The organism is Streptomyces sp. NPDC107521 (assembly GCF_055598485.1).
The window spans coordinates 1-25875 of record NZ_JBVKAT010000023.1; the positions used below are offsets into that span (position 1 = coordinate 1).

20 protein-coding genes, 1 tRNA gene and 2 pseudogenes are annotated in these 25875 nt (G+C 75.5%); 13 read left to right on the top strand and 10 right to left on the bottom strand.

The genetic code is table 11. The features are described 5' to 3' along the window. The 3 genes and pseudogenes from ACZ7LB_RS26975 to ACZ7LB_RS26985 form a co-directional block, all read left to right on the top strand. Positions 1-91: pseudogene (locus tag ACZ7LB_RS26975) on the top strand (heme-binding protein); the annotation flags it as partial. A gap of 670 nt (positions 92-761) precedes the next feature. After that, on the top strand, positions 762-2171 hold the full coding sequence (locus tag ACZ7LB_RS26980; protein ID WP_471471820.1) for a M1 family metallopeptidase: 1410 nt from the start codon (positions 762-764) through the stop codon (positions 2169-2171). Between the two features lie 239 nt (positions 2172-2410). Beyond that, positions 2411-2911, top strand: a complete 501-nt coding sequence (locus tag ACZ7LB_RS26985) for a hypothetical protein (protein WP_471471821.1) — start codon at positions 2411-2413, stop codon at positions 2909-2911. Between the two features lie 262 nt (positions 2912-3173). Here ACZ7LB_RS26985 and ACZ7LB_RS26990 read toward each other — a convergent pair whose 3' ends face one another. Next, positions 3174-3905 (bottom strand): pentapeptide repeat-containing protein, encoded by a 732-nt coding sequence (locus tag ACZ7LB_RS26990; protein WP_471471822.1) that lies wholly within the window; start codon positions 3903-3905, stop codon positions 3174-3176. A gap of 168 nt (positions 3906-4073) precedes the next feature. Here ACZ7LB_RS26990 and ACZ7LB_RS26995 point away from each other — a divergent pair, with 168 nt between their 5' ends. The 5 genes from ACZ7LB_RS26995 to ACZ7LB_RS27015 all read left to right on the top strand — a co-directional run bounded on the left by ACZ7LB_RS26995 (position 4074) and on the right by ACZ7LB_RS27015 (position 10665). Continuing rightward, positions 4074-5054: a zinc-binding dehydrogenase gene (locus ACZ7LB_RS26995; RefSeq protein ID WP_471471823.1), complete on the top strand. Its 981-nt coding sequence runs from the start codon at positions 4074-4076 to the stop codon at positions 5052-5054. A 168-nt stretch (positions 5055-5222) separates the two neighbouring features. Next, positions 5223-6725 carry an MFS transporter gene (locus ACZ7LB_RS27000; RefSeq protein ID WP_471471824.1) on the top strand — a complete coding sequence of 501 codons (1503 nt, stop codon included), beginning with the start codon at positions 5223-5225 and terminating at the stop codon, positions 6723-6725. 608 nt (positions 6726-7333) lie between these two features. After that, the gene (locus tag ACZ7LB_RS27005; protein ID WP_471471825.1) at positions 7334-8215 is read left to right on the top strand and encodes an aminoglycoside phosphotransferase family protein; all 882 of its coding nucleotides are present in this window, start codon (positions 7334-7336) and stop codon (positions 8213-8215) included. A gap of 306 nt (positions 8216-8521) precedes the next feature. After that, positions 8522-9850, top strand: a complete 1329-nt coding sequence (locus tag ACZ7LB_RS27010) for an MFS transporter (RefSeq protein WP_471471826.1) — start codon at positions 8522-8524, stop codon at positions 9848-9850. A 641-nt stretch (positions 9851-10491) separates the two neighbouring features. Next, a complete protein-coding gene (locus ACZ7LB_RS27015) occupies positions 10492-10665 on the top strand; it encodes a hypothetical protein (protein WP_471471827.1) in 174 nt (57 codons plus the stop codon). Between the two features lie 133 nt (positions 10666-10798). Here ACZ7LB_RS27015 and ACZ7LB_RS27020 read toward each other — a convergent pair. Beyond that, positions 10799-10875, bottom strand: a tRNA-Thr gene (locus tag ACZ7LB_RS27020). Positions 10876-11093: 218 nt separating this feature from the next. Here ACZ7LB_RS27020 and ACZ7LB_RS27025 point away from each other — a divergent pair. The 3 genes from ACZ7LB_RS27025 to ACZ7LB_RS27035 all read left to right on the top strand — a co-directional run bounded on the left by ACZ7LB_RS27025 (position 11094) and on the right by ACZ7LB_RS27035 (position 13851). Next, complete coding sequence (locus ACZ7LB_RS27025; RefSeq protein WP_471471828.1) at positions 11094-12236, top strand: ABC transporter ATP-binding protein; 1143 nt, start codon at positions 11094-11096, stop codon at positions 12234-12236. 312 nt (positions 12237-12548) lie between these two features. Continuing rightward, a complete protein-coding gene (locus ACZ7LB_RS27030) occupies positions 12549-13004 on the top strand; it encodes a hypothetical protein (protein WP_471471908.1) in 456 nt (151 codons plus the stop codon). Positions 13005-13113: 109 nt separating this feature from the next. Further along, positions 13114-13851: a nucleotidyltransferase family protein gene (locus ACZ7LB_RS27035; RefSeq protein ID WP_471471829.1), complete on the top strand. Its 738-nt coding sequence runs from the start codon at positions 13114-13116 to the stop codon at positions 13849-13851. A 339-nt stretch (positions 13852-14190) separates the two neighbouring features. Here ACZ7LB_RS27035 and ACZ7LB_RS27040 read toward each other — a convergent pair whose 3' ends face one another. The 6 genes from ACZ7LB_RS27040 to ACZ7LB_RS27065 all read right to left on the bottom strand — a co-directional run bounded on the left by ACZ7LB_RS27040 (position 14191) and on the right by ACZ7LB_RS27065 (position 21237). Then, positions 14191-15978 carry a DoxX family protein gene (locus ACZ7LB_RS27040; RefSeq protein ID WP_471471830.1) on the bottom strand — a complete coding sequence of 596 codons (1788 nt, stop codon included), beginning with the start codon at positions 15976-15978 and terminating at the stop codon, positions 14191-14193. Positions 15979-16116: 138 nt separating this feature from the next. After that, positions 16117-17058 carry a 23S rRNA (guanosine(2251)-2'-O)-methyltransferase RlmB gene (gene rlmB / locus ACZ7LB_RS27045; RefSeq protein ID WP_471471831.1) on the bottom strand — a complete coding sequence of 314 codons (942 nt, stop codon included), beginning with the start codon at positions 17056-17058 and terminating at the stop codon, positions 16117-16119. Between the two features lie 150 nt (positions 17059-17208). After that, complete coding sequence (gene cysS, locus ACZ7LB_RS27050; RefSeq protein WP_471471832.1) at positions 17209-18612, bottom strand: cysteine--tRNA ligase; 1404 nt, start codon at positions 18610-18612, stop codon at positions 17209-17211. Between the two features lie 226 nt (positions 18613-18838). After that, complete coding sequence (gene ispF / locus ACZ7LB_RS27055; protein ID WP_471471909.1) at positions 18839-19312, bottom strand: 2-C-methyl-D-erythritol 2,4-cyclodiphosphate synthase; 474 nt, start codon at positions 19310-19312, stop codon at positions 18839-18841. Between the two features lie 154 nt (positions 19313-19466). After that, complete coding sequence (ispD, locus tag ACZ7LB_RS27060; RefSeq protein ID WP_471471833.1) at positions 19467-20252, bottom strand: 2-C-methyl-D-erythritol 4-phosphate cytidylyltransferase; 786 nt, start codon at positions 20250-20252, stop codon at positions 19467-19469. A 502-nt stretch (positions 20253-20754) separates the two neighbouring features. Continuing rightward, a complete protein-coding gene (locus tag ACZ7LB_RS27065; RefSeq protein ID WP_003953493.1) occupies positions 20755-21237 on the bottom strand; it encodes a CarD family transcriptional regulator in 483 nt (160 codons plus the stop codon). A gap of 766 nt (positions 21238-22003) precedes the next feature. Between ACZ7LB_RS27065 and ACZ7LB_RS27070 the strand changes: the two are divergent. Beyond that, positions 22004-22522: pseudogene (locus ACZ7LB_RS27070) on the top strand (copper chaperone PCu(A)C); the annotation flags it as partial. Between the two features lie 170 nt (positions 22523-22692). Here the strand turns inward: ACZ7LB_RS27070 and phoP are convergent. Further along, the gene (gene phoP, locus ACZ7LB_RS27075) at positions 22693-23373 is read right to left on the bottom strand and encodes a two-component system response regulator PhoP (RefSeq protein ID WP_161223910.1); all 681 of its coding nucleotides are present in this window, start codon (positions 23371-23373) and stop codon (positions 22693-22695) included. Next, complete coding sequence (locus tag ACZ7LB_RS27080; protein WP_471471834.1) at positions 23370-24797, bottom strand: sensor histidine kinase; 1428 nt, start codon at positions 24795-24797, stop codon at positions 23370-23372. Before ACZ7LB_RS27080 ends, phoP begins: the two co-directional genes overlap by 4 nt. Positions 24798-25007: 210 nt before the next feature. On the opposite strand from ACZ7LB_RS27080, the gene phoU reads away from it, so the two are divergent. After that, the gene (gene phoU / locus ACZ7LB_RS27085) at positions 25008-25685 is read left to right on the top strand and encodes a phosphate signaling complex protein PhoU (RefSeq protein WP_471471835.1); all 678 of its coding nucleotides are present in this window, start codon (positions 25008-25010) and stop codon (positions 25683-25685) included. Positions 25686-25875: the final 190 nt, after the last annotated feature.

The following is a 25875-nucleotide window of genomic DNA, read 5'->3' on the forward strand; positions in this document are numbered from 1 at the left end:
CGCCCCCATCGCCGGCATCGGCGTCGCCGGCGCCCCCTCCGGCACCCTCGACGAACAGTTCGCCCGGGCCGGCGCCGACACCCTGCGCTGAGCCGGGGGCCATAGGGCCGTTGAGGCCGCTGCGGCCACTGCGGCCACTGCGGCTGGGACCGCCGGGGCCGCTCGGATCACCGGAGGGCCGCGGGGGTCCGCCCGGGTGACCGGTGGGCCGGGCGGAGGAGCAGGGGCCGGCGGGGGCGGCCGAGCGGCCACTCCCCCGCCGGCCCCCGTCCTCACCCCGCCCCCACCCCGCGCCTCCGCTCCCGCCGCCTCCGCCTCCACCTCCGCCTCTGCCTCTGCCGCGCCCCGCAGCGCCCCTCCTGGGGCCCGGCACCGGATCCGGCCCCGGATCCCGACACCCGTGCGCACCGGGACGCGCCCGGGCGCGGCGTCCCGCCGCGGCGTCGGGGGCCTCACGTCGCCCTGCGGTGGGCCGCCCCCGGGCGGCCCGCCGGATCGCGCACGCTCCCCGGGGCACCGAGCCGACCGGGCCGCGTCAGAGGACCCGCGTCCCGCCCCGCCCCGGGCACCGGTGCGCGCCCCCGGCGGGGCGGGGCGGAGCGGCGCCGCCGCACGGCGGGCGCCCCAGTCACAGCGGGCACCCCAAGTCACCGCGGGCACCCAGCCACCCCGGGCGCGCCCCGGGCCACGGCGGGTGCCCCGCTCACCGCGCCGCCGCACCGCTCCCGGCGGGTGAGCGGGCCGGACCATAGGATCGCGCCATGCGTCCCGCCCGTCCGCTCGCCGCCGCCGTCGCCCTCGCGGCCGTCGCGGCCCTGGGCGGCTGCGGCGGGGTGCGCGGCGGGCCGGGCGGGCCGGGGCTGCGCGACCCGTACTTCCCGAGGGCGGGCAACGGCGGTTACGACGTGCGCCACTACGGCCTCGACCTCGCCTACGACCCGGCCGCCGCCCGCCTCACGGGCACCGCGGTCATCACGGCCCGCGCCACACGGGACCTCTCCGCCTTCAACCTCGACCTCAAGGGCCTGCGCGTCGAGGAGGTCACCGTCCAGGACCGCCCCGCCCGCTGGAACCGGGCCGGGCAGGAACTGACCGTGCGCCCCGCCGACGACCTGGACCGGGGCACGGTCTTCCGCGTCGCCGTCCGCTACTCCGGCCGGCCGGAGACCATCACCGACCCCGACGGCTCCGAGGAGGGCTGGCTGCCCACCGCCGACGGCGCGGTCGGGCTCGGCGAGCCCACCGGCTCCATGGCCTGGTACCCCGGCAACCACCACCCCTCCGACAAGGCCGCCTACGACATCGCGGTGACCGTCCCCGAGGGCCTCGGGGTGGTGTCCAACGGTGAACCGGCGGGCACCTCGACCCGGGACGGGCGGACCACCGCCCGCTGGCGCGTCACCGAGCCGATGGCGAGCTACGTCGCCACGGTCGCGATCGGCCGCTGGCGGGTCCTGCGCTCCACCACCGCCGACGGGCTGCCGGTCCACACCGCCGTCGACCCGGAGCAGGAGGCGGCGAGCCGCGCGGTGCTGGCGCGCCTCCCGGAGATCGTGGAGTGGGGGCAGGAGGTCTTCGGCCCCTACCCCTTCTCCTCCACCGGCGTGATCGTCGACCGCCCCGGCGACTCCGGCTACGCCCTGGAGACCCAGAACCGGCCGTACTTCCCCGGCGCCCCCGACCTGTCGACCCTCGTCCACGAACTCGCCCACCAGTGGTACGGCGACTCGGTCACCCCCCGCTCCTGGCGGGACATGTGGCTCAACGAGGGGTTCGCCACCTACGCGGAGTGGCTGTGGGCGGAGGACCACGGCGGCGCCACGGCCGAGGAGACGTTCCGGGCGCGGTACGACGGCGTCCGCTCCGACGGCGACGAGGAGGCCGCACGGGCGGTCTGGGCCTTCCCGCCCGCCGAGCCGAGCGGTGCGGCGCACATCTCCGACAGCCCCGTCTACCAGCGCGGGGCGATGGTGCTGCACCGCGTCCGGCGGACGGTCGGCGACGACGGCGCCTTCCGGGCCCTGCTGCGCGGCTGGGCCGCGGCCCACCGCCACGGCAACGCGGACACCGCCGCGTTCACGGCGTACGTGGAGCGGACGGTGCCCGGCAAGGACTTCACGGAGGTCTGGGACGACTGGCTGTACGGCGAGGGCAGACCCCCGGCGCCGTGACATCCGCGCGGGCGGAGCCGAACGGGCCGCGCGGGTGGCCCGAGGCCGAAGGCCCCGGGCCGGAACGGCGGGGGCGAACGGCCCGCGCGGGCGGGGGCGGGGAGGACCGGCCCCGCGCCGGGACGGCGGGGCGGGCGGGCGCGCCCCCGCGAGGAGCGCCGGGCGGCAGGCGGGCGGGGAGCGCCGGGCGGCAGGGGTGCGGGGACGGCCGGGCCCGGGGGCGTGACACCATCACCTCCGTGCTCGACATCGGCTACGCCCTCTCCACCCGTTTCCCCGACCCCCCGCAGACCGACTACCGCCGCGCGGACGTCCGCGCGCTGCGGTACGACCTGTTCTGCGGGGACGTGTACCTCGCGGACACCGAGGAGGACCGGGAGATCTCCACGGCCTGGGGATGGGTGCCGGTGCTGGACTTCGCGTGGGCGCTGTGCGACATCGTGGAGCGGCTCGACCGGGACCCGGCGGGCTCCAGGGCCGCCCGGCCGCAGCGCGCCGAGCTGGACTTCACCGAGTCCACCGACCGGCTGCTGTTCGAGCGCCGCTTCGGCTGGGTCGACATCGAGGCGGAGTGGCTGCCCGTCACCGAGCGGCCGCTGGACTTCCCGCACGCCGCGCTGCGCCGCGAGGCCCGGGACTTCCTGCACGACCTGATCGCCGACCTGACCGACCTGCACGAGGACCTGGCGGACAACCCGGCGATCTGGACCCTCCAGTCCCGCTTCCCCCGCCTTCCCTGACACCGGGGCGGCGCGCGGCCCCGGGGAGCCGGGACCGCGCCCGACACCGAATCCGCGCCCGGCACCGACTCCGGGTCCCCACCGGGACCACGCCCCCGGGACGGGCACGCGCCCGGCCGCCCCGGGCGGAGGTTGTCGCACCGGGCACCGGAGGGGCCGGGGACCGGCGCCCCGTCACAGGCCCCGCGCTCCCCGCTCCCGTCTCCCGCCCGGAGCCCCCGCTCCCGTCCCGCGGGCCCGTCCCCCGGGCCCGGCCGGCGCCCTACTCCGCCACCACCCGCACCCCCATCTCCGCCGCCAGCACCGGCGCCAGGTCCAGGAGCTGGGCCGGGCTGATCACCGACCCGGAGAGCCGGTCCACGCCCCGCGCCAGCTCCAGCGGGACGGCACCGCGCAGATCGACGTCCGCCAGGGTGGCCGCGCTGAAGTCGGCGCCCCGCAGCGCGCAGTCCACGAACGCCACCCGCTCCAGCACCGCGCCCCCGAAGTCCGGCTCGACCAGCACACAGCCCTCGAAGACCACGTCCTTGAGCCGGGACCGGCGCAGGTTCAGATAGTCGATCTTGCCGCCGCGGACCAGCACCCGCTCCAGCACCGCGCCGTGCACCTGGACCCCGCCCAGCCGGGCGTCGACCAGCTCCACATCGCGCAGGGTGGCCTCGGTGAGCCGGGTGCCGACCCCGCGCACCCCGGTCAGGACCGAGTCCAGCAGCCGGGCGCGCTGGAGCGACGCCTCGTCCAGCACGCAGCCGGTCAGCGCGCAGTCCATGAAGCGGGCGCCCGCGCCGTCCTGCCCGGAGAGGTCGGCGTCCCGGAACTCCAGCGCGTCGTAGTCCCCGTCCGGCTCCAGCCCGCCGCCGCCGAACGGCACCAGCGGCGGCAGCCGCACCTCGGGGCGCCGCGGCGGGCGCACCGCCGCCCCGCCGCGCCCCGTGCCACCGCGCCCCGCACCGCCACCGCCCGTGCGGGCGTCGCCCGCCGCTCTCCTCGCCATCACCCCATCCTGCCCGCCGCCACTGACAACGGCCCCGACCTGCGCGAACGGCCCGGCCGCAGGGCCGCACTTGACCTCAAGCGAACTTGAGGCGGTGGAGTGGGGAACACCGCACGGTCCGGCCGCCGGGCCGTGCGCGCACCCGCACCGCCCACCGTTGGGGGACCCATGCACGCCGTCCGACTGCACGCCTTCGGCCCCGCCGAGAACCTCGTACCGGAGGAGGTGGAGGACCCCCGGCCCGGCCCGGGGCAGGTCCGCATAGCCGTCCGCGCGGCCGGGGTCCATCTGCTCGACACCGCCGTGCGCGAGGGCATCCGGGGCCCGCTGCCCGAACTGCCCGCGCTGCCCACCGTCCCCGGCCGCGAGGTCGCCGGGGTCGTCGACGCGGTGGGCGGGGGCACCCCGGAGACCTGGCTGGGCCGCCGGGTCGTCGCCCACCTCGGCTTCCGCCCCGGCGGCTACGCCGAACTGGCCGTCACCGAGGCGGACCGCCTGCACGACATCCCGGGGAACCTGGACTTCGCCGGGGCCGTCGCCATGATCGGCACCGGCCGCACGGCCATGGGCATCGTGCAGTTCACCGACCTCGGGCCCGGCTCGGTGGTCCTGGTCCCGGCCGCCGCCGGAGGCATCGGCACCCTGCTGGTGCAGTACGCCCGGACCGCCGGGGCCACCGTGATCGGCCTCGCCGGGGGCCTGGAGAAGACCGCCCGGGTCGCGGCCAACGGCGCCGACCTCGCCGTCGACTACACCGATCCGGGCTGGCCGGAACGGGTCCGCGCCCACCTGGGCGGACGCGCCGTCACCGTGGTCTACGACGGCGTCGGCGGGGACATCGCCCGCGAGGCCGTCGCCCTCCTCGGGCCCGGCGGGCGGCACCTCGTCTTCGGCTGGTCGGGCCGGGGCCTGCACGACGGCGCGCCGTATCTCGTGGAGGGCGTCTCCGAGCAGGTCCTCGGCCCGGTGATGATGAACCGGACCGGTGGCCCCGACCCGCTGCGCACCCTCGAACTGCGGGCCCTCGCCGAGGCCGCCGCGGGGCGGCTCACCCCGGCGGTCCAGCGCTTCCCGCTCGCGGAGGCCGCCGCCGCGCACCGCGCGCTGGAGAGCCGGGCCACCGTCGGGAAGGTGGTCCTGGAGCCCTGACGGGAGCCCCCCGGGGCCGGGCCGGGAACCGGATCCCGGTCCCTGGGGGCAGCGGCGGGCCGGGCCGCGCGGCCCTGGGGCGGGCGGGCCGGAACGGGCCCGTGCCGCGCCCGCCGCGGCCCGCTCCGACGAGGTGCGGCACCCCCCGTTCCATGGTGTTCTGGCCCAATGAGTGGCACCCGGACCGACGAGCCGGCCGCGCCCGCGGACTCCGATCCCCGCCGCTGGTGGGGGCTGGTGGTGATCGCCCTGGCCCAGCTGATGGTCGTCCTCGACGCGACCATCGTGAACATCGCCCTGCCCTCCGCGCAGCGCGAACTCGGCATGTCCGACGCCAACCGGCAGTGGGTCATCACCGCCTACACCCTGGCGTTCGGCGGGCTGCTGCTCCTCGGCGGGCGCATCGCCGACCTCGTGGGGCGCAAGCGCACCTTCGTCATCGGCCTGATCGGCTTCGCGGGCGCCTCCGCGATCGGCGGCGCCGCCGTCGGCCCTCCCATGCTCTTCGGTGCCCGCGCCCTCCAGGGCGTCTTCGCCGCCGTCCTGGCCCCCTCCGCGCTCTCCCTGCTGACGACCACCTTCACCGACCCCCGGGAGCGCGGGAAGGCGTTCGGCATCTACGGCGCGCTGGCCGGCAGCGGCGCCGCCGTGGGCTTCATCGTCGGCGGCTTCCTCACCGAGTACCTGAGCTGGCGCTGGTGCCTGTACGTCAACATCCCGATCGCCGTGGTCGCCGTGACCGGGGCGCTGACCCTGCTGCACGACCGCCCGGGACACGCGGGCGCCCGCCTGGACGTGCCCGGAGTGCTCCTCGGCTGCGGCGGCCTGGTCACCCTCGTCTACGGCTTCAGCGAGGCCCAGCCGCACGGCTGGACCTCGCCGCTCGTCCTGGCGCTGTTCGCCGCGGCCCTGGTGCTGCTGGCCGCCTTCGTCTGGTGGCAGACCCGGGCGCCGATGCCCCTGCTGCCGCTGCACATCATCCGCGACCGCAACCGCGCGGGCTGCTTCCTGACGATGATGCTGGCCGTCATCGGCATGTTCGGGCTGTTCCTGTTCATGACGTACTACCTCCAGGTCATCCTGGACTACTCGCCGGTGCGCACCGGGCTGGCCTTCCTGCCGATGACCATCGCCATCGTGATCGGCTCCACCCAGATCTCCGCCCGGCTGCTGCCCCGTGTGGGCCCGCGGCTGCTGATGGTCCCGGGGATGCTGCTGGCCTCCGGCGGCATGGTGCTGCTCGCCCAGATGACGGTCGCCTCCGACTACGCCGGGGAGATCCTCCCGGCCCTGCTGCTGATGGGCCTCGGCATGGGCCTCACCTTCATGCCGGTCTTCTCCACCGCCACCGCGGGCGTCGCCCCGCAGGACTCCGGGGTGACCTCGGCGACCGTCAACACCTCGCAGCAGGTGGGCGGTTCCATCGGCACCGCGCTGCTCAACACCATCGCCACCACCAGCAGCGCGACCTACATCACCGCCCATCTGACCGACCCCTCGCAGCGGAACCGGGTGGTCCGGGAGGGCATCGTGCACGGCTACACGGTCGCCATCTGGCTGGCCGCGGGCATCATGCTGCTGGCGGCCGTGGTCGCGGGCCTGATGGTGACGGCCAAGGCCCCCGGCCACGACGGCCGTGCCACCGGCGGCGCCCCGGACCCGGTGGGCTGAACCGGCACGGTCCGGGAGGGCGAGCGGGGCGGGGCCCGGAAGACCGGTGAGGCGCGGGCCCCCGCACGGCCCCCCTTCCCGGACCGGACGCCCCCGCCCTCGCCCTCGCCCTCGCGGCGGAGACCGCCCTTCCGGTCGTGGCCGCCCCTCCGGCCGTGGCCGCTCTTCCGGCCGTGGCCGCCCCGGAGGGATCGGCGCCCGGCGGGCTCAGCCGCGGCCCGGCACCCGGTCCGCCGGCCGGGCCGGCCGGGGGAGACCGGGGCGCCGTAGCAGCGGAGCACCGGTCCGGCACGGTGCTCCGCGGCGACGGCGCCGCCCTCCCGGGGTGGTACGCCGCCCGCCCCGTGTGGCCGCCGCCGACGATCACCCCGTCCGCCGGTGCGTCGCCGGGCAGCGGCTCCCGCACCGCCAAAAGGCCGTCGTCGGCGTACCGGAAGGAGACGCCACCGGTGGCGACGCCGGGGTCCGGACCGCTCACGACAGGGGACGTCATCCCCGCCGGGCGCCGTTGTCCCCGGCGGATACCGTCGCGTCCGGCCACGGAATCCGCCGGACGCGGCGCGAAAACCGGCTGCCCCCGGCTCCCCGCCACGGGTAGCGTCGCGTGGGTGATCGACGTACCGGAGGAACTCGCGGCGAGCCTGGCCAAGTACGGCGGGGAGGCCGGCCGCGTCTTCGCCGCCGCGCTGCCCGCCCTGGCGGAGCGGTTCCTCGACGAGTGGGACCTGCGCCCGGACGGACCCGCGCGGCACGGCTGGGCCGCGCTCGTCCTGCCGGTCGTCCGCCGCGCGGACGGCGTCCCGGCCGCGCTGAAGCTCCAGGCGCTCGACGCCGAGACGGAGGGCGAGCCGGTGGCCCTGCGCCGGTGGGACGGCGACGGGGCGGTGCGCCTGCTCGGCCACGACCCGGGCACCGGCACGATGCTGCTGGAACGCCTCGACGCCGAGCGCACCCTGGACCACCTCCCGGACTCCCGGGAGGCCGCCCTGGTGATCGCCCGGCTGCTGGCCCGGCTCACCGCGGTGCCCGCGCCACCCGGGCTGCGCGGTCTCGGCGACATCGCGCACGGCATGCTGGATCAGGCCCCGCGGGCCCTGGCCGCCGTCCCCGACCCCGCGTCCCGCCGCCTGGTCGCGCGCTGCGCCGCCGCCGTCCGGGAGGTCGTGGACGAGCCCGGCGACCGCCTCCTCCACTGGGACCTGCACTACGGCAACGTCCTCGGCTCCGGGCGCGCGCCCTGGCTCGCCATCGACCCCAAGCCGCTCGCGGGCGACCCCGGCTTCGACCTGCTCCCGGCCCTGGACAACCGCTACGACCCCGCCGAGACCCAGTGGCGCTTCGACGCCCTGACCGACGTCCTCGGCCTGGACCGCGCCCGGGCCCACGCCTGGTGCCTGGGCCGCGTGCTCCAGAACCTCCTCTGGAACCTGGAGGACGGCGACGCCCTGGAACGCCCGCAACTGGAGATCGCCCACGACCTGCACCCCTGAGCCGGTCCCCCCGTGTGCCTCCACCCGCGCGGGCAGCGCGGGCAGCGGAAACAGGTGGGAACGGCCGGGGCGCCGGGGCGGGTGGCTATGGCCGCGGCGGCGTGCGGCTCGGGAAGGCGGGGCGATACGGGGGACGGAACGGGACGGGCCCGGCCGGGGACGCGGGCGGGCGCCGGCGTGCCCCACCGCCCCCACCGCCCTGCCGCGCCCGCGCGCGACACCGCACAATGACCGGACCGCGCCGTGCCCGGTGCGCCGCCTCCGCACCCTTTGTCCCCGCTCCGCACCCCTACTCCGGAAGAGACCATGACCAGCACCGCATCCGCGGGCACGACCGCCCCCATACCCGACCCCGGCCGGGCCCAGGCCCGCATCCTGCGCGTCCTGGTCGCCTCCCAGGTCCTCAGCGGAGCCGGTCTCGCGGCCGGGGTCACCGTCGGCGCCCTGCTGGCCGAGGACATGCTCGGCAGCACCAGCCTCGCCGGGCTGCCCAGCACCCTGTTCACCGCCGGGTCGGCGCTCGCCGCCGTCGTCGTCGGCCGCGTCTCCCAGACGCACGGCCGCCGCCCCGGGCTCGCCGCCGGCTACCTCACCGGCGCCGTCGGATCGGCCGGTGTGATCCTCGCCGCCGTCCTGGACGTCCCGGTCCTGCTGTTCGCCGCCCTGTTCGTCTACGGCGCGGGCACGGCCACCAACCTCCAGGCCCGCTACGCCGGAGCCGACATGGCCGCTCCCGGCCACCGGGCCCGCGCGGTCTCCACCGTCCTGGTCGCCACCACGCTCGGCGGTGTCGTCGGGCCCAACCTCACCGCGCCGACCGGCACCTTCGCCGAGCACCTCGGCATCCCCCGGCTGGCCGGGCCGTTCCTCCTCTCCGGTGCCGCCTACGCGCTGGCCGCGCTGGTCCTCGCGCTGTGGCTCCGGCCGGACCCGCTGCTCCTGGCCCGCGCCGCGGCGGCCGGGGCCGGGGAGTCCGGCACCCCGGCGGGTCCGGCCGCCCCCGAAGCCCCGGGCGCTCCCGGGGCGGACGGAACGGACGGGAGCCGCGAGGGCGTGGTCCTCGGCACGCTGGTCATGGTCCTCACCCAACTGGTGATGGTCGCGGTCATGACGATGACGCCCGTCCACATGCGCGACCACGGCCACGGCACCGGCGCCTCCGGGCTCGTCATCGGCATCCACATCGGCGCGATGTACCTGCCCTCGCCGCTGACCGGCTGGCTCGTGGACCGCTACGGCCGCGCGAGGATCGCGGGCGCCGCCGGCGTCACCCTGCTGGCCTCGGGCGTCCTCGCCGCGGCGGCCCCCGGCGACTCCGTCGCCCTGCTCGCGCTGGCGCTGGCCCTGCTCGGCCTCGGCTGGAACTTCGGTCTGGTCTCCGGCACCGCGATCATCACGGACACCGTCCCGCTCGCCACCCGGGCCCGGACCCAGGGCCTGGTCGACGTCTCCATCGCCGTCGCCGGGGCCACCGGCGGCATGGCCTCCGGCCTCGTGGTCGCCGCCGCCGGCTACCCCGTCCTCGCCCTCGCCGGCGGTGTCCTCTCCCTCGCCCTGCTGCCCGCCGTCGCGGCCTCCGCGCGAGCCCGGCGCGCAACGGCGGGCAGCCGCCGGTCTGCTGGAACCACTGGGTGAGGAAGAAGAGGAGGACGACGTAGCAGCCGAAGCATCCGACGACGCACAGGGTCGCGGTGGCGCAACGGCGCTCGCCGAAGAGGGAGAAGTCCAGCAGGGCCTCCACGAGCCGTCGCCGGCGGCGTACGAAGAGGTGGAGCAGCGCGGCCCCGCCGAGCGCGGTGACGACGGTCGCGCCGTCCGCCCTGCCCTGCCCACCGGCCCGCTCCAGCGCGTACACGACCCCCGCCGGCCCGGCGACGGAGAGCACCACGTCGGCCGGGTCCCGGCGGCGCGGCACGGGGTTCCTGGACTCGGGGATCACCAGGGCCGACGGCCAGGACGACGACGGGGACGCCGACGAGGAACACCGCGCCCCAGCCCCGGTGTCCGGTGACGATCCCCCCCGGCCGGCGGCCCGGCGGTCGCCCCCACGCCGTGCGCGGAGGTCCGCACGCCGAGCGCCGGGACCCGCTCCCGGCCGTCGGGGAAGGCCGCAGTTCAAACGGGCCCATCCGGAGAACGTCAAGGACCACAAGGCGTCCTGCGATCGTGGCGACGTCACAGTCGGCCGGACGCACGTACACGAGGAGTATCCCGGGTTCGAGGAGATCGCAGCCAGGTTCGCGGCCCTGACGGCCGGATTCGAGGACGCGTCCGGCATGGAACTGCTGAGCGCCGTCCTCTTCGCCGCTGAAGAACTGGTGGCACCTCCGCCGAGCCCCGAATCGGTGACGGCGTGCATCAGAGCATGGAATGACCGCGAGGAACGCCTCTTCACGGAAGCTCATGTCCGGACGGCGTGGCAACGCCGGTCCGAGGCGGACCTGCGCTGAAGGTCCGCGGGCGCCGGGGCCTCCCCGTACTCCGCCGCAGGAGCCGGCCACCACCCGGCCGAAGGGCCGCTCAAGAACCGACGCCGATGCCCTCACGATCCGTGATCGTGAGGGCATCGGCGCAGGTGGTGCGTGGAGCCCCCTGTCGGATTCGAACCGACGACCTTCGCTTTACAAGAGCGGCGCTCTGACCAGCTGAGCTAAGGAGGCGGACGCGCGGCGGCGCGCGCCGGGCGGGACCACTGTACACAGAGCCGGTGAACGATGCGGATCGGGAATTCGGTCGAAGTTCACACCCCTGCAAGTGCTGACAGACCAGGTGAACGCCAGGTACCGTCCAGATTCGGTTCACCTGTGTGGACCAGACCACCACCTTCCTACAACGGACCGTCCGGCACGTTCCTGCCGGTAGAAGGGGGCCCATCACCATGGCCACCGTGCAGTTCGACAAGGCGACCCGCATCTACCCGGGTTCCGACTCCGACAAGCCCGCCGTCGACAGCCTCGAGATCGACATCGCGGACGGGGAGTTCCTCGTCCTGGTCGGCCCGTCCGGCTGCGGAAAGTCCACCTCGCTCCGCATGCTCGCGGGCCTGGAGGAGGTCAACCGGGGCGCCATCCGCATCGGTGACCGCGACGTCACGCACCTGCCGCCGAAGGACCGGGACATCGCCATGGTGTTCCAGAACTACGCGCTGTACCCGCACATGACCGTCGCCGACAACATGGGCTTCGCGCTCAAGATCGCCGGCGTCAACAAGACGGAGATCCGCAGCAAGGTCGAAGAGGCCGCCAAGATGCTGGACCTCAGCGAGTACCTCGACCGCAAGCCGAAGGCGCTCTCCGGCGGTCAGCGCCAGCGCGTCGCCATGGGCCGCGCCATCGTGCGCGACCCCCAGGTGTTCCTCTTCGACGAGCCGCTGTCGAACCTCGACGCCAAGCTCCGCGTGTCGACCCGTACGCAGATCGCGTCGCTCCAGCGCCGCCTCGGCATCACCACCGTCTACGTCACCCACGACCAGGTCGAGGCCATGACGATGGGCGACCGCGTGGCCGTACTCAAGGGCGGCATCCTGCAGCAGGTCGACTCGCCGCGGAGCATGTACGACAAGCCCGCCAACCTCTTCGTCGCCGGCTTCATCGGCTCCCCCGCCATGAACCTGATCGAGGTGCCGATCACCGACGGCGGCGTGAAGTTCGGCAACAGCGTCGTCCCGGTCAACCGCGACGCCCTGAAGGCCGCCGCCGACAAGGGCGACCGTACGGTCACCGTCGGCGTCCGCCCCGAGCACTTCGACGTGCTGGAGCTGGGCGGCGGCGCCGCCGCGTCCCTGACGAAGGACGCCGCCGACACCCCGGCCGGCCTGCCCGTCGCGGTCAACGTCGTCGAGGAGACCGGCGCCGACGGCTACATCTACGGCAGCACCGAGGTCGGCGGCGAGGCCCAGGAGCTGGTGGTCCGCGTCAACAGCCGCGCGGTGCCGGCGAAGGGCTCCACCGTCCACGTCGTGCCGCAGCCGGGCGAGACCCACGTGTTCTCGACCTCCACGGGCGAGCGCCTCTCCGACTGACGCGCCACCGGACCGGTCCGGACGGCACCGTCCGGAACGCGCCCGGCCGACCGCCCGGACGCGGACGCGCCACCCGAACCGGGCACGGACAAACCAGACGCCGGGAGAATTCACCCGCGTTGACGACGAAGGGCCCCGCGACCTCCCACGGGGCCCTTCGTCGCCCCCGGGGACCTCCCGGGCACAACGGACGTTTCGAGCCGTGTACGTCAACCCCGCGCCTGCTCCCGGGCCGCTCCCCGTCCCTCGAACCGGTGACGGAATGTCGCCATGTCATTACGTGACGCTACCCTCACTCGCGTGAAGCACTCCGTGAAGCACTCCGCCACCCGACAGACGCGACGCGGCCGGGGCCCCGCCCTCCGGATCGGCCGCTCTCTCGCCTTCGTCCTGCCCGTCGTCCTGGTGCTCTCCGGGACCCTCGCCGTCACCCGGGTCGACTGGTCGGGTGATCCCTCGGACTCGGTGCTCGCCGCGTCGGACGCCGCGGCCGTCGGGGCGTCCACCCGCGCCACCGCCCGCGCCCCGCACGAGGTGCTGCGCGACCGGCTGCTGACCGAGCTGAGGGAGGACGATCCGGGCACCGCCCTGACCCACCTCCAGCAGGCCGTCAACGACCGGCCCTCGCTGGCCGGGCACTGCGCCTCCATCGCCCGCTCCCTGGGCCGCGCCGCCGTGCGGGTCTACGGCCCCGCCCGCGCCCAGTCCTACGCCCGCCCGGTCTGCGACACCGCCTTCGCGACGGGCGTCCTGGCCGCGCACGGCTGACCGCCCCGCCCGGGGCGGCGGCACCCGGCACCCGCCGTCGCCGTACGGGCGGCGCGGCACCGTCCGGGCGCCGCGACGGGGCGCGCGGGACGCCACGTACAGTTCGGGCATGACCGATCCGAACGCCGCGTCCCGCCGTCCCGTTCAGGCCGTCGTCCTGGCCGGCGGGCAGGGGTCCAGGCTGCGTCCCTACACCGACGACCGGCCCAAGCCGATGGTCGAGATCCCCGGCACGGGGACCCCGATCATCGGGCACCAGCTCGCCTGGCTCGCCGAGGAGGGCGTGACGGACGTGGTGGTCTCCTGCGGCCACCTCGCCGAAGTCCTCCAGAAGTGGCTGGAGAACGCCGACCTGCCGCTGTCCGTCACCACCGTCGTCGAGACGGAGCCGCTCGGCCGCGGCGGCGGCCTCAAGTACGCCGCCGCCCACCTCCCGCACCCCGACCTGCCCTGGTACGCCACCAACGGCGACATCTGGACCCGTTTCTCGCTGCGCGACCTGGCCGACTTCCACGCCGAGCGGGACGCCGTCGCGACCCTCGCCCTGGCCCGGCCGCGGCTGCCCTGGGGGGCCGTCCAGACCGACGGCTTCGGGCACATCACGGACTTCATCGAGGCGCCGCCGTCGACCGTCGAGGTCAACGCGGGCGTCTACGTCTTCTCCCCCGCCTTCGCCTCGATGCTCCCGGAGCGCGGTGACCACGAGCGGACCACCTTCCCCCGGCTGGCGCGCGAGCGCCGGCTCGCCGGGTTCCCGATCCCCCAGGGCTCCTACTGGCGCGCCATCGACACCGCCAAGGACCTCACGGAGGCGGCCCGGGAACTGGCGGCCCTGCGCGAGCGCTGAGCCCCGCGAGCGCTGAGCCCCGCGAGCGCGCCGGGTACCGAGCCCCGCGAACGCCGTACGGCGGCAGCGGGGCGCCACGGGGCGCCCGAGGGCCCGTGGCGGGCCCAGGAGCCTCCGGGCACCCCTTCCCCGCCCGGGGGCCGGACCACGCCGCCGGGTCCCCGCACAGGGCTCCCCGGTCCCCTGCGCCCGCCGTACGGGCCCGGAGGGCCGCCGGGCACAACCGGCCGGACGGCGGGCCCGCGCACACCGCGTCCGGGCGGCCCCCGCCCACCGGACACCATGACGACGGGGTCCCGCACATCACCGTGCGGGACCCCGTCGTCGTACGGTCGGCCCTCAGCCGAGGAGGCCGCCCACCAGGCGTCCGTCCGGCTCGCCGCCCGGGGAGGACGGGGCGTCACCGGTGTCGTCGTCGGCGCCGCTCTCCGGGCCCGGGGCCACGCCCTCGCCCGGGGCGCCGCTGCTGGCGCCGCCGGAGGACGGACCGGCGGTGGTGGCGCTCGGCGCCTGCCCCGCCGGGGCGCTGTCCCGGGGCGGGGCCTGGCCGACGGTGCCCTGGGTCTCGCTGGGCGTCCCGCCGGTCGCGGCACCGGTGTCACGGCTCGCCCCCGGCACCGTCGCGGTCCCGCCGGACGGGGGCGCGGAGGCGCCGGAGGTGGCTCCCTGGGTCGGCGAGGCGGAGGTGGCGTCGGGCGTGGTGGCCCGCTCGCGCTCGCCGGGCTCCTGGGGCAGCGGGGAGCCCGGCAGCTCGTTGCGCGGCGCCTGGCCGGGACCGGGGACGACCACGTGGTCGGCGTCCCGGACCGCGCCGCCGAGCAGCGAGCCGACGAGCAGGGTGACCCCCGCGACCAGGAAGGTGACGAGGGCGCCGCGGCGCAGCACGTAGCGGCGCAGGTCCCAGATGTCGGCGCGGGGGCCCAGCCGCCGCCAGGCGCTGCCCGCGAGGCGGCCGTCGACGGAGTAGACGGGGGCGCCCGCGATGATCAGCGGGGACCAGGCGGCGAGGTAGATGATGTCGGGCGCGTCGTAGACGGGGACGCTCTTCCAGCTCACGGTGACCAGCAGCGCGGCGGACAGGCAGGCGCCGATGACGGCGGCGACGCGCTGCCAGCAGCCCAGGACGGTCAGGACGCCGACGAGGACCTGGAGGAAGGCGATGACCAGTCCGGAGCCGACCGGATGGGCGAGGGCGAACTGGCGCAGCGGCTCGGCGACGTCCCACGGGTGCAGGGTGTTGAGCCACTTGACCATGGAGCCGCGCTCGCCGCCGTCGAAGTAGACGGGGTCGCAGAGCTTGCCCATGCCGGCGTAGATGGAGATGAAGCCGAGGAAGACGCGCAGCGGCAGCAGCACCACGCCGAGGTTCATGCGGCGGCCGGGGTAGTAGGCGTGCCGCGCGGAGTCCTCGGTGTGCCGCCGGGAGCGCGGCCCGTCCTCGTCCGCCGTGTCCCGGCGGTCGACGAGGAGGCCGTCGTCGTCGTAGCCGTCGTCCCAGCCGTCGTCGGGGCCGTGGCCCGGGCCGTCCGCGGGGTCGCCGTACCCGTCGTACCCGTCGGGGTCACCGGCGGAGCGGACGGGTTCGTCGTAGGCGCTGCCGACGGTGCGCATCGCGGGCAGCAGCCGGGCGCCGTCGGGGGCGGGGCCGCGCTGGGCGCCGACGAAGGGGGTCTCCAGGGTCTCCGTGGCGGGGCCCTCGTCGTAGCCGCCGTAGCCCGGGACCGGTCCGACGCGCGGGATCACCTGGGTGGCGCCGGCGTCGGCGCCCGGGTCCTCGGTGTACCGGTCGGCACCGGCCCGGACCGCCTGGAGCAGGCGGTGGGCGCCGGTGTCGTCGGGATCGGAGCGACCGCTCCAGACGACCGGGCGGCGGCGGGCCGGGGCGGGGCCCGCGGCACCGGCCCGGAGCATGCGGGCGGTGTCCTGGGTGGCGCTCATGTGCCGCGCGATCCGCAGGGATCTGGTGCGCCGCGCGGAGGCACCCAGCTGCACGCGGAAGCTCGCGTGATTGACGATGACCTGGGCCGGATCGCTCGGCACCTTCACCATGCTCAGCGCGGGCGCGTCGTCGAATCCCGACGAGCGGTCCCCCGTGGGCGTGCGGGGTGTTCTGGTGTCCACACTCATCTAACCGAGTGATGTGTCGTTAGGACACTGCCTTGACCCGCCGGATGTGTCCGGACCCCGTCAAGCCTGGACGGGCGGCCCGGAACCCCCCGCGCGGGGGACCGGGCCGGACGTCCGTGCGAACCGGCCGACGGCGGCTCAGGCGCGGCGGCGCGCCGCCTCGTAGAGCACGATGCCCGCGGCGACACCGGCGTTGAGCGACTCGGCGCCGCCCGGCATCGGGATGCGCACCCGGACGTCGCAGGTCTCCCCGACCAGCCGGGACAGGCCCTTGCCCTCGCTGCCGACGACGACGACCAGCGGCCCGCCCAGGGCGTCCAGGTCGCCGAGTTCGGCCTCGCCGTCGGCGTCCAGACCGACGACCACCAGGCCCGCCTTCCGGTACGCCTCCAGGGCGCGCGTCAGGTTGGTGGCGCGGGCGACCGGCGTCCGCGCGGCGGCGCCCGCCGAGGTCTTCCAGGCACCGGCGGTCATCCCGGCGGCGCGCCGCTCGGGCACGACGACGCCGTGGCCGCCGAAGGCGGAGACGGAGCGGACGACGGCGCCGAGGTTGCGCGGGTCGGTCACCCCGTCGAGGGCGACGATCAGCGGGTCCTCGCCGGCGTCGGCTGCGGCGGCCGCCAGGTCGTCCGGGTGGGCGTACTCGTACGGCGGGACCTGGAGGACGAGGCCCTGGTGGTTGAGCCCGTTGGTCATCCGGTCCAGCTCGGGGCGCGGGGCCTCCATGAGGTTGATGCCGCCGCGCTCGGAGGCGAGCCGGAGCGCCTCGCGGACCCGCTCGTCGCTGTCGATGAACTGCTGGACGTAGAGGGTCGAGGCGGGCACGCCCTCGCGCAGCGCCTCGACGACCGGGTTGCGGCCGACGACCAGCTCGGAGGAGGACCGGCCGCCGCCGCGCCGCTGCGGGCGGGCGCTCTGGGCGCGGCGGGCCTTCGACTGGGCGGCGCGCTGCTTGGCGTGCCCCTTGCGCATCTCGGCGGGGGGCGTCGGCCCCTTGCCCTCCAGGCCCCGGCGCCGCTTGCCGCCGCTGCCGACCTGCGCGCCCTTCTTGCCGGACATGCGGCGGTTGTTCGCGGCCATGAGTTCCCTGTCTCTCTGCGGGGCGCGCCGGGCGCCCGTTCCGTGTGCCTTGCGTCTGTCGTGCGTCGTGTCCGCGCGTTCGCCGCGCTCATGCAGTGTGCCGCCCGGGGGACCGGGCGGCACAGTCGATCTTCCCCGACCGGGGGCGGGTCAACGGGAGCCGAGGCTCCAGCGCGGGCCCTGCGGTCCGTCCTCGATGGCGAGGCCGGAGTCGGCCAGCCGGTCGCGGATCGCGTCCGCCGTGGGCCAGTCCTTGCGCGCCCGGGCCGCCTCGCGCTGTTCGAGGACGAGGCGCACCAGGCTGTCCACCACGTGGCGCAGCTCACCGGCCCCGTCACCCTCGTCGCTGGCCCACTGCTCGTCGAGCGGGTCCAGCCCGAGGACGCCGAGCATGGCCCGGACCTCGGCGAGGCGGGCGACGGCGGCCTCCTTGTCGTCGGCCGCCAGCGCGCTGTTGCCCTGCCGGACGGTGGTGTGGACGACGGCGAGCGCCTGCGGGACGCCCAGGTCGTCGTCCATCGCCTCCGCGAAGGCGAGCGGCACCTCGGCGTCGGGCTCCACGGCCGCCCCTGCCAGCTCGGTGACGCGGCGCACGAAGCCCTCGATCCGGGCGTAGCCGGTCTCGGCCTCGCGCAGCGCCTCCTCGCCGTACTCGATGGCGGAGCGGTAGTGCGGGGTGCCCAGGTAGTAGCGCAGGACGACGGGGCGCCAGCGCTTGACCATCTCGGAGACGAGCACCGAGTTGCCGAGCGACTTCGACATCTTCTCGCCGCTCATGGTGACCCAGGCGTTGTGCACCCAGTACCGGGCGAAGGCGTCGCCGAAGCCGCGGGCCTGGGCGATCTCGTTCTCGTGGTGCGGGAAGATCAGGTCGATCCCGCCGCCGTGGATGTCGAACTCGGTGCCCAGGTACTTGTGCGCCATCGCGGAGCACTCCAGGTGCCAGCCGGGCCGCCCGCGTCCCCACGGGGTCTCCCAGCTCGGCTCGCCGGGCCGGGCCGCCTTCCACATGGCGAAGTCGCGCGGGTCCCGCTTGCCCGTCTCGCCGTCCTCGGAGGGCTGGCGCAGGTCGTCGAGGTCCTGGTTGGACAGCGACAGGTAGCCCGGCAGGGACCGCACGTCGAAGTAGACGTTGCCGTCGGCCGCGTAGGCGTGCCCGCGGTCGATCAGGCCGCGCATCATCTCGATCATCTCGGTGATGTGGCCGGTGGCGCGCGGTTCGCAGCTGGGCGGCAGGCAGCCGAGGGCGGCGTAGGCGTCGTTGAACGCCCGCTCGTTCTCGTAGCCGATGGACCACCAGGGGCGCTTCTGCTCGGCCGCCTTCCTGATGATCTTGTCGTCGATGTCCGTGACGTTGCGGATGAACGTGACGTCGTAGCCGCGGTACGCGAACCAGCGGCGCATGATGTCGAAGTTCAGCCCCGAGCGGATGTGCCCGATGTGCGGTGCGGCCTGCACGGTGGCTCCGCACAGGTAGATCGAGACACACCCGGGCACGAGGGGGGCGAAGTCACGGATCTGCCGGGTGCTGGTGTCGTACAGCCGAATGCTCACCCGTCCAGGGTAGTCGGCGCGGCCCCCTGTCCCACACCCCACCGGTCCCACTTCCGCCCCGGGCGGAACCCGCCCCCGGCCCCGGACCGGTCCCGCGCCGCTCCCGGCCCGGTCCGGCGGGGGCCGGGAGCGCGCCCGCGGACGCGTCCCCGGCGGGCCGGGGCGGGACCGGGTGCGGGGCGCGGCGGACAGCCGCGCGCGGGTCCGGCGGGGCCCGCGGGCCGGGTCACCGGACCCTTACGACCAGGGCGGTGGCGACGGCCATCAGGCCCTCGCCGCGCCCGGGGAACCCCAGCCCGTCGGTGGTCGCCCCGGAGACCGACACCGGCGCGCCCACGGTCTCCGAGAGCACCCGCTGGGCCTCGGCGCGCCGCTTGCCGACCTTCGGCCGGTCCCCGACGACCTGCACGGCCACGTTGCCGATGCGGAAGCCGGCGTCCCGCACGATCCGGGCCGCCTCCGCCAGCAGCGTCACCCCGGACGCCCCGGCCCACTGCGGGCGCCCGGTGCCGAAGTGCTGGCCCAGGTCGCCCAGGCCGGCCGCCGAGAACAGCGCGTTGCAGGCCGCGTGGGCCACGACGTCGGCGTCGGAGTGGCCGGCGAGTCCGCTGCCCTCGTCCTCCCACCTCAGTCCGGCGCACCACAGCTCCCGGCCCTCCTCGAAGCCGTGGATGTCGGTCCCGATCCCGACCTGCGGCAGCGGCGGTCCGTCCGGGGGGCCGTACGGCGTGTCGTCGCGCGGGGGGCGGGCCGCGCCGTCCGCCGGGCCGCCGGGCGTGTCGCGGGGTGCGCCCCCCGGGGGGGCGCCGGCGCCGCCGGGGGTGCCGGGGGTGCCGTCCCGGGTGCCGCGGGGGTCAGAAGCCATCGTTCAGCCTCCTGCGCGCGAGGACCGCGTCGGCGAGGACGAGGTCGAGGGGCCGGGTCACCTTGAACGCCTCCTCGTGGCCGGGCACGGCCACCACCGTCAGCCCCAGCCGCTCGACCATGCTCGCGTCGTCGGTGACCTCGCCGGTGACGGTCTCGTGGGCGCGCACCAGGGTCGCCCGGTCGAAGCCCTGCGGGGTCTGCACCGCGCGCAGCCGCGCCCGCTCCGGCGTGGCCACCACCGGCTCCGGGGCGCCGGGCACGGCGGCGGGCTCCACCTCCTTGACGGTGTCGGCCAGCGGCAGCACCGGCACCACGGCGGGCGCCCCCTCCCGCACCGCCTCGATCACGGCGTCGACCGTGTCCACCGGCACCAGCGGCCGGGCCGCGTCGTGGACGAGGACGATCCCGCAGTCGTCCGGCAGCGCGTCGAGGCCGCGCCGTACGGACTCCTGCCGGGAGTCGCCGCCGGGGACGACGGTGAAGTCGGTGCGCTCGGGCAGGGAATGCGCGTCCAGGAGGCTGCGCACCTCGGCGGCCCCCTCGGGCGGGGCCACGACGACGACCAGGGAGACCGCGCGGGAGGCGGCCAGCGCGCGGACGGCGTGGATCAGCATGGGCGTGCCGCCCAGCGCGCGCAGCGCCTTGGGGGCGCCCGGGCCGAGGCGCACGCCCCGGCCGGCGGCGGGGATCACCGCGGCGGTGCGCACCGCCGGGGCGGGGGGAGGGGCCGACGCGGGCGTCGGAGCGGGCGGGGGAAGCGAATCGTCAGACATCGGTTCCTGTCAGGTTTGTGTGCTCGACCTACTTGGGTATGGCCTCACCGTGCCGGGCGCGACGCCCCGACCGGACCCTTCCGTGACCCCGGTCGAGCCTGCGCCCCGGGCCCGGCACGCCAGACGCGCCATTTCCGGGGCGCGCCACGCCACACCGCCCGACGGCCTCCCCGGGACGAGCGTACGAGGATCACCGGCACCGGGGTGCCCGAACGCGCATCCCGGGCACGGCGCGCGGCCGGGTGCGCCGCACGGCCGCGCGGGCTTCGCGCGGTCCGCCGCGCGCGGCGGACCGACGGCCTCCGGGGCACGGCCTCCGGGGCACGGCTCCCGGGCGGGGCCCGGGGCGCGCCGCGCTTTCCGGGCATGCGGGCTCCGCGGGCACTACGAGCGCCCGGGCGCCGCGGGCACGAAGATGCCGCGGTGCCCGGCGACAGCAGTGTGTCGTCGGGCACCGCGGCATCTCGGTGCGCTGAACGGAACGGGCGGACCCGTCCCCGTGTCAGGAGGCGAGCACCTCGTCGAGCAGGGCTTCCGCCTTGTCCTCGTTGGTGTTCTCCGCGAGCGCGAGTTCGCTCACCAGGATCTGGCGGGCCTTGGCGAGCATGCGCTTCTCACCGGCGGAGAGTCCGCGCTCGCGCTCGCGCCGCCACAGGTCGCGCACGACTTCCGCGACCTTGATGACGTCGCCGGAGGCGAGCTTCTCCAGGTTTGCCTTGTAGCGGCGCGACCAGTTCGTGGGCTCCTCGGCGTACGGCGCGCGCAGCACCTCGAAGACCCGGTCCAGCCCGTCCTGACCGACCACATCACGCACGCCGACGAACTCCGCATTGTCCGCTGGCACACGTACCGTCAGGTCACCCTGGGCGACCTTCAGCACCAAGTAGGTCTTGTCCACGCCTTTGATCTGGCGAGTTTCGATAGCCTCGATCAGCGCGGCCCCGTGATGGGGATAGACCACGGTGTCGCCAACCTTGAACGTCATGTGACAGGTACCCCTTCCGTGGCTATCCAGGGTAACACGGATACGGCGTCTACTGAATGGCGTTTTCGCAGGTCAGGGCATATCTCAGGGCTTGACAACAGCGGCGGGAACGTGCTGCGGCGGGCCTCCGGATCACGGTATTCGCAGGTCGGAGCGGCTCTCCGGGTCGGACGAAACACGCACGTCACACACGCCGGGAGGGGCTCCGACCCGGATGAATCTCCCCATATGTCCGGTTGCCCGGGTGCGACTTACACTACTCCGTTCGGTGCGGGCGGCGGGCTTCCGGACGATTCCGGAATTGATCACCCGGGCCGTCCGGGGGACCCGCGGGTGATCAATTCACCGGCCGTCCGGGCATTCCCCCCGGGGGAATTCACGCGCCGCCGGCCCCGCGGTATCGCGCGCGGTATGCCGGACCGTATGGCGGCACGTATGCCGGGCGGTATGGGGGTGGGTATGCCGGTGGGTATGCCACCCGTATGACGGTGCTTCTTATGTGAATGGTGGACGGCTCCGGGGCCATTGCCCCGTGCCGCGGCGCGCCGCCCGCGTCCCGGCGCGCCGGACGCCCGGCCTCCCGGACCGCCGCGGGCCCCGGCCCCGGGGCGTCCCGCCGCCCGCCGGGCGAAGCCGGGGCCCGCTTCGGGGAGGGTCGGGTGCGCCCGCCCGGGAACGGCTCGGTAACCTAAGGCCGCTGACAGTAACTTAGGGCGGCTTTATCCGTAGCCGCCGCCACGTTCGAGCCCAAGGAGTTGCCGCCGCCGTGAGCAGCAGCCTTCGACGCGGCGCCATCGCCGCCTCCGCCCTCGCGTTCTCGGTCGCCACGCTCGCCGGGTGCGGCGCGGGCCACAACGCCCAGACGCTGGAGATCCAGCCGGACCACGCGGCGACGTCCGTCGGTGACATCGAGATCCAGAACGCGGTGGTCGTCACCCAGCCCGACGAGCAGGCGAAGGGCCCGGCCACGGTCATCGCCACCCTGTTCAACAAGGGCCGGACGGACCAGACGCTGGAGTCCATCACCGTGGACGGCGCCGGCGCGGCGGCCCTGAAGCCCGCCGACGGCCGGAACCTCACCGTCCCGGCCGGCGGCCGGCTGATCCTCGGCGGCGACGGCAACGCCGCCGCCGAGCTGCCCTCCGGCGGGGAGGCGGTCCGCGACGGCGACGTGCAGAAGGTCACCTTCGCGCTCAGCGAGACCGGCGACGTGAGCCTGGGCGCCTTCGTCGTGCCGGCCGAGAGCTACTACACCTCCTGGGGCCCCAGCGGCGCCCCGGCGTCCTAGGACGAGCCGTACCGCGCCCCCGGCGGGCGCGGGAAACGCGGAAGGGCGGGACCTCGTGGAGGTCCCGCCCTTCCGCGTGGTGCGCGCCGTGCGGCGCGCGGCTGCCCGCGCCCCGGACGGCGCGCGGACCGCTCCGCCGGGGCGGGCGGCCCCGGCGCGGCCGGGGCCTACGGCTCGAACTTGTAGCCCAGCCCGCGCACCGTCACCAGGTACCGGGGCGCGCCCGGGTCCGGCTCGATCTTGGCGCGCAGCCGCTTGACGTGGACGTCGAGGGTCTTGGTGTCACCGACGTAGTCGGCGCCCCACACCCGGTCGATGAGCTGCATCCGGGTCAGCACCCGGCCCGCGTTGCGCAGCAGCATCTCCAGCAGGTCGAACTCCTTCAGCGGCAGGTCGACCTTGGCCCCGCCGACGGTCACCACGTGCCGGTCGACGTCCATCCGGACCGGACCGGCCTCCAGGGCCGCCGGGGCCACCTCCTCCGGTTCGCCGCGGCGGCGCAGCACGGCGCGGATGCGGGCGACCAGTTCGCGCGAGGAGAAGGGCTTGGTGACGTAGTCGTCGGCCCCTATCTCCAGGCCGACGACCTTGTCGATCTCGCTGTCCTTGGCCGTCACCATGATCACGGGGACGTTGGAGCGGCCGCGCAGCTGCCGGCACACCTCGGTGCCCGGCAGTCCGGGCAGCATCAGGTCGAGGAGGACGAGGTCGGCGCCGTTGCGCTCGAACTCGTCGAGACCGTCGGGCCCGGTGGTCGCGACGGCGACCTCGAAGCCCTCCTTGCGAAGCATGTACGACAGTGCGTCGGAGAAGGACTCCTCGTCCTCGACGACGAGCACACGGGTCACGGAAGGACCTCCGGGGCGGAAAGCGATTCGATCGCGGATGGTGCGGACGGTGCTGATGCGGTGGTTGATGCGGACGGTGCGGTTCGGGCGGTGGTACGGGGGGTGTGGGGGGAGGCGGGGGCGGACGGCCGGCCGGCCTCCGCGCCCTCGGGGGCGTCCGGGACGCCGGGGGCCGCGGGGATGCCGGGGTCTCCCGGGTCCTCGGAGCGGGGGTCGCGGTCGCCGCGGCGGAACCGGTCCTCGCGGCCGTCGGGGCCCGCCGCGCGGTCGCGGGCGGCACCCGACTCCGGCAGCCGCAGGGTGAAGGTGGACCCCTGGCCCTCGGCGCTCCACACGGTGACCTCCCCGCCGTGCGAGGCGACCACGTGCTTGACGATGGCAAGCCCCAGGCCGGTGCCCCCGGTGGCCCGGGAGCGGGCCGGGTCGACGCGGTAGAAGCGCTCGAAGACGCGCTCCTTGTCCCGCTCCGATATGCCGATGCCCTGGTCGGTCACGGCTATCTCGATCAGGTCGCCCCCGGAGGAGGCGATCCGGCGGGCCGCGATGCCGACCCGGGTGCGGGCGGGCGAGTAGTTGACGGCGTTCTCGACGAGGTTGCCGAGCGCGGCGGCGAGCTGCCCGCGGTTTCCGCGCACGTGCAGGCCCGCCGTGCCGCCGGAGGCCATGGTGATCTGCTTGGTGCCCGCCGCGTGGCGGCAGCGGTCGATGGCCTCGGCGACCAGCTCGTCCACCCGGACGGGCTCGGCGTCGTCGAGCGGGTCGTCGTTCTGCACCCGGGACAGGTCGATCAGCTCCTGCACCAGATTGGTCAGCCGGGTCGCCTCGATCTGCATGCGCCCGGCGAACCGCTCCACGGCCTCCGGATCGTCGGAGGCGTCCATGACGGCCTCCGAGAGCAGCGAGAGCGCGCCGACCGGCGTCTTCAGCTCATGGCTCACATTGGCGACGAAGTCGCGGCGCACGGCCTCGATGCGGCGGGCCTCGGTGAGGTCCTCCACCAGCAGCAGGACCAGCCGCGACCCGAGCGGCGCCACCCGGGCGGAGACCGCGAGGGCCTCGCCCCGGCCGGTCCCGCGCCGCGGCAGGTCCAGCTCGACCTGCCGTATCTCACCGTCCCGCCGGGTGTCCCGGGCCATCTGCAGCATGGGTTCGACGGCGAGCTTGCCGCCGCGGACCAGACCGAGGGCGTACGCCGCCGAACTGGCCTTGACCACGGCGTCGGCCTCGTCGAGGACGACCGCGGAGGAGCGGAGCACCGACAGGACGGTGTCCACCCCGGGCGGGAGCACGGGGTCGGTGTGCAGGGAGGTACGGGTGGGGCGGCGCAGCTCGCGCTCGCTCCAGCGGAACGCCAGCATGGCGATGACGCCGGTGAGCACTCCGGCCATCGCCGCCGCTGCGGCGACCGCCGCGTTCACGTCCATGCGTCCAGGTTAGGCATGGTGAAGGGGATGGCCCCAGCCATCGGAGTGCGACCTCGAACACTCGTCGCCCAGAGTTCACCTTGGAGCCAGTGCCGGTTCACCCCGGGTGCCGGAAACGGACGCGTACGGGCCGGAACGTGTAGACGTGAGGGCCACCCGGGGTACGGAATTCCCGAGGTCGCCCAACCGGACGCACGAGAGGGAACCCTGATGCGGGACGCGTACCACGAGGAACTGGATTCGATCGGCGACGGTCTGGTGGAGATGGCCCGGCTGGTCGGGTCCGCGATCGGACGCGCCACGACCGCGATCCTCGACTCCGACCTGAAGCTCGCCGAGCACGTGATCGAGGGCGACCAGAAGGTCGACGAACTGCAGCACGACCTGGAGGCCCGGGCCATCACCCTGCTGGCGCGGCAGCAGCCGGTGGCGACGGACCTGCGCATCGTCGTGACCTCGCTGCGCATGTCGGCCGACCTGGAGCGCTCGGGCGACCTCGCCCAGCACGTGGCCAAGCTGGCACGGCTGCGCTACCCGGAGCGGGCGGTCCCGCACGACCTGCACGCGACGATCCTGGAGATGGGGCAGCTCGCGCAGCGCCTGATGGCGAAGACGGCCGAGGTGATCATCACCAAGGACGTCGACCTGGCGCTCCAGCTCGAACAGGACGACGACGCCATCGACCTGCTCCACCGCACCCTCTTCCAGCACCTGATGGACGACCGCTGGAAGCACGGCATCGAGACCGCCGTCGACGTCACCCTCCTGGGCCGCTACTACGAGCGCTACGCCGACCACGCGGTCGCGGTGGCGAAGCGGGTGGTCTACCTGGTGACGGGCGAGCACGTGGACGCGTCCCAGTCCTCGGGACAGGTGGAGGGGGCCTGAGTGGTTCCGGCGGTCGCGGGGCCCGGCACTGGGGGGTGCCGGGCCCCTTGCCGTACGGGCCGGGACGGTTCCCTGGGGGCCGTAGGGGCCGTAGGGACCGCAGGGACCGCAGGGACCGCAGGGACCGCAGGGACCGCAGGGACCGCAGGGACCGCAGGGACCGCAGGGACCGCAGGGACCGCAGGGACCG

What these genes read in the sequence shown, in the direction of transcription:
- ACZ7LB_RS26980 (WP_471471820.1), top strand. Translation starts at nt 762, where the DNA reads ATGCGTCCCGCCCGTCCGCTCGCCGCCGCCGTCGCCCTCGCGGCCGTC.
- ACZ7LB_RS26990 (WP_471471822.1), bottom strand. Translation starts at nt 3,905, where the DNA reads ATGGCGAGGAGAGCGGCGGGCGACGCCCGCACGGGCGGTGGCGGTGCG.
- ACZ7LB_RS26995 (WP_471471823.1), top strand. Translation starts at nt 4,074, where the DNA reads ATGCACGCCGTCCGACTGCACGCCTTCGGCCCCGCCGAGAACCTCGTA.
- ACZ7LB_RS27000 (WP_471471824.1), top strand. Translation starts at nt 5,223, where the DNA reads ATGAGTGGCACCCGGACCGACGAGCCGGCCGCGCCCGCGGACTCCGAT.
- ACZ7LB_RS27010 (WP_471471826.1), top strand. Translation starts at nt 8,522, where the DNA reads ATGACCAGCACCGCATCCGCGGGCACGACCGCCCCCATACCCGACCCC.
- ACZ7LB_RS27015 (WP_471471827.1), top strand. Translation starts at nt 10,492, where the DNA reads ATGGAACTGCTGAGCGCCGTCCTCTTCGCCGCTGAAGAACTGGTGGCA.
- ACZ7LB_RS27025 (WP_471471828.1), top strand. Translation starts at nt 11,094, where the DNA reads ATGGCCACCGTGCAGTTCGACAAGGCGACCCGCATCTACCCGGGTTCC.
- ACZ7LB_RS27035 (WP_471471829.1), top strand. Translation starts at nt 13,114, where the DNA reads ATGACCGATCCGAACGCCGCGTCCCGCCGTCCCGTTCAGGCCGTCGTC.
- ACZ7LB_RS27040 (WP_471471830.1), bottom strand. Translation starts at nt 15,978, where the DNA reads ATGAGTGTGGACACCAGAACACCCCGCACGCCCACGGGGGACCGCTCG.
- rlmB (WP_471471831.1), bottom strand. Translation starts at nt 17,058, where the DNA reads ATGGCCGCGAACAACCGCCGCATGTCCGGCAAGAAGGGCGCGCAGGTC.
- ispD (WP_471471833.1), bottom strand. Translation starts at nt 20,252, where the DNA reads ATGTCTGACGATTCGCTTCCCCCGCCCGCTCCGACGCCCGCGTCGGCC.
- ACZ7LB_RS27065 (WP_003953493.1), bottom strand. Translation starts at nt 21,237, where the DNA reads ATGACGTTCAAGGTTGGCGACACCGTGGTCTATCCCCATCACGGGGCC.
- ACZ7LB_RS27080 (WP_471471834.1), bottom strand. Translation starts at nt 24,797, where the DNA reads ATGGACGTGAACGCGGCGGTCGCCGCAGCGGCGGCGATGGCCGGAGTG.
- phoU (WP_471471835.1), top strand. Translation starts at nt 25,008, where the DNA reads ATGCGGGACGCGTACCACGAGGAACTGGATTCGATCGGCGACGGTCTG.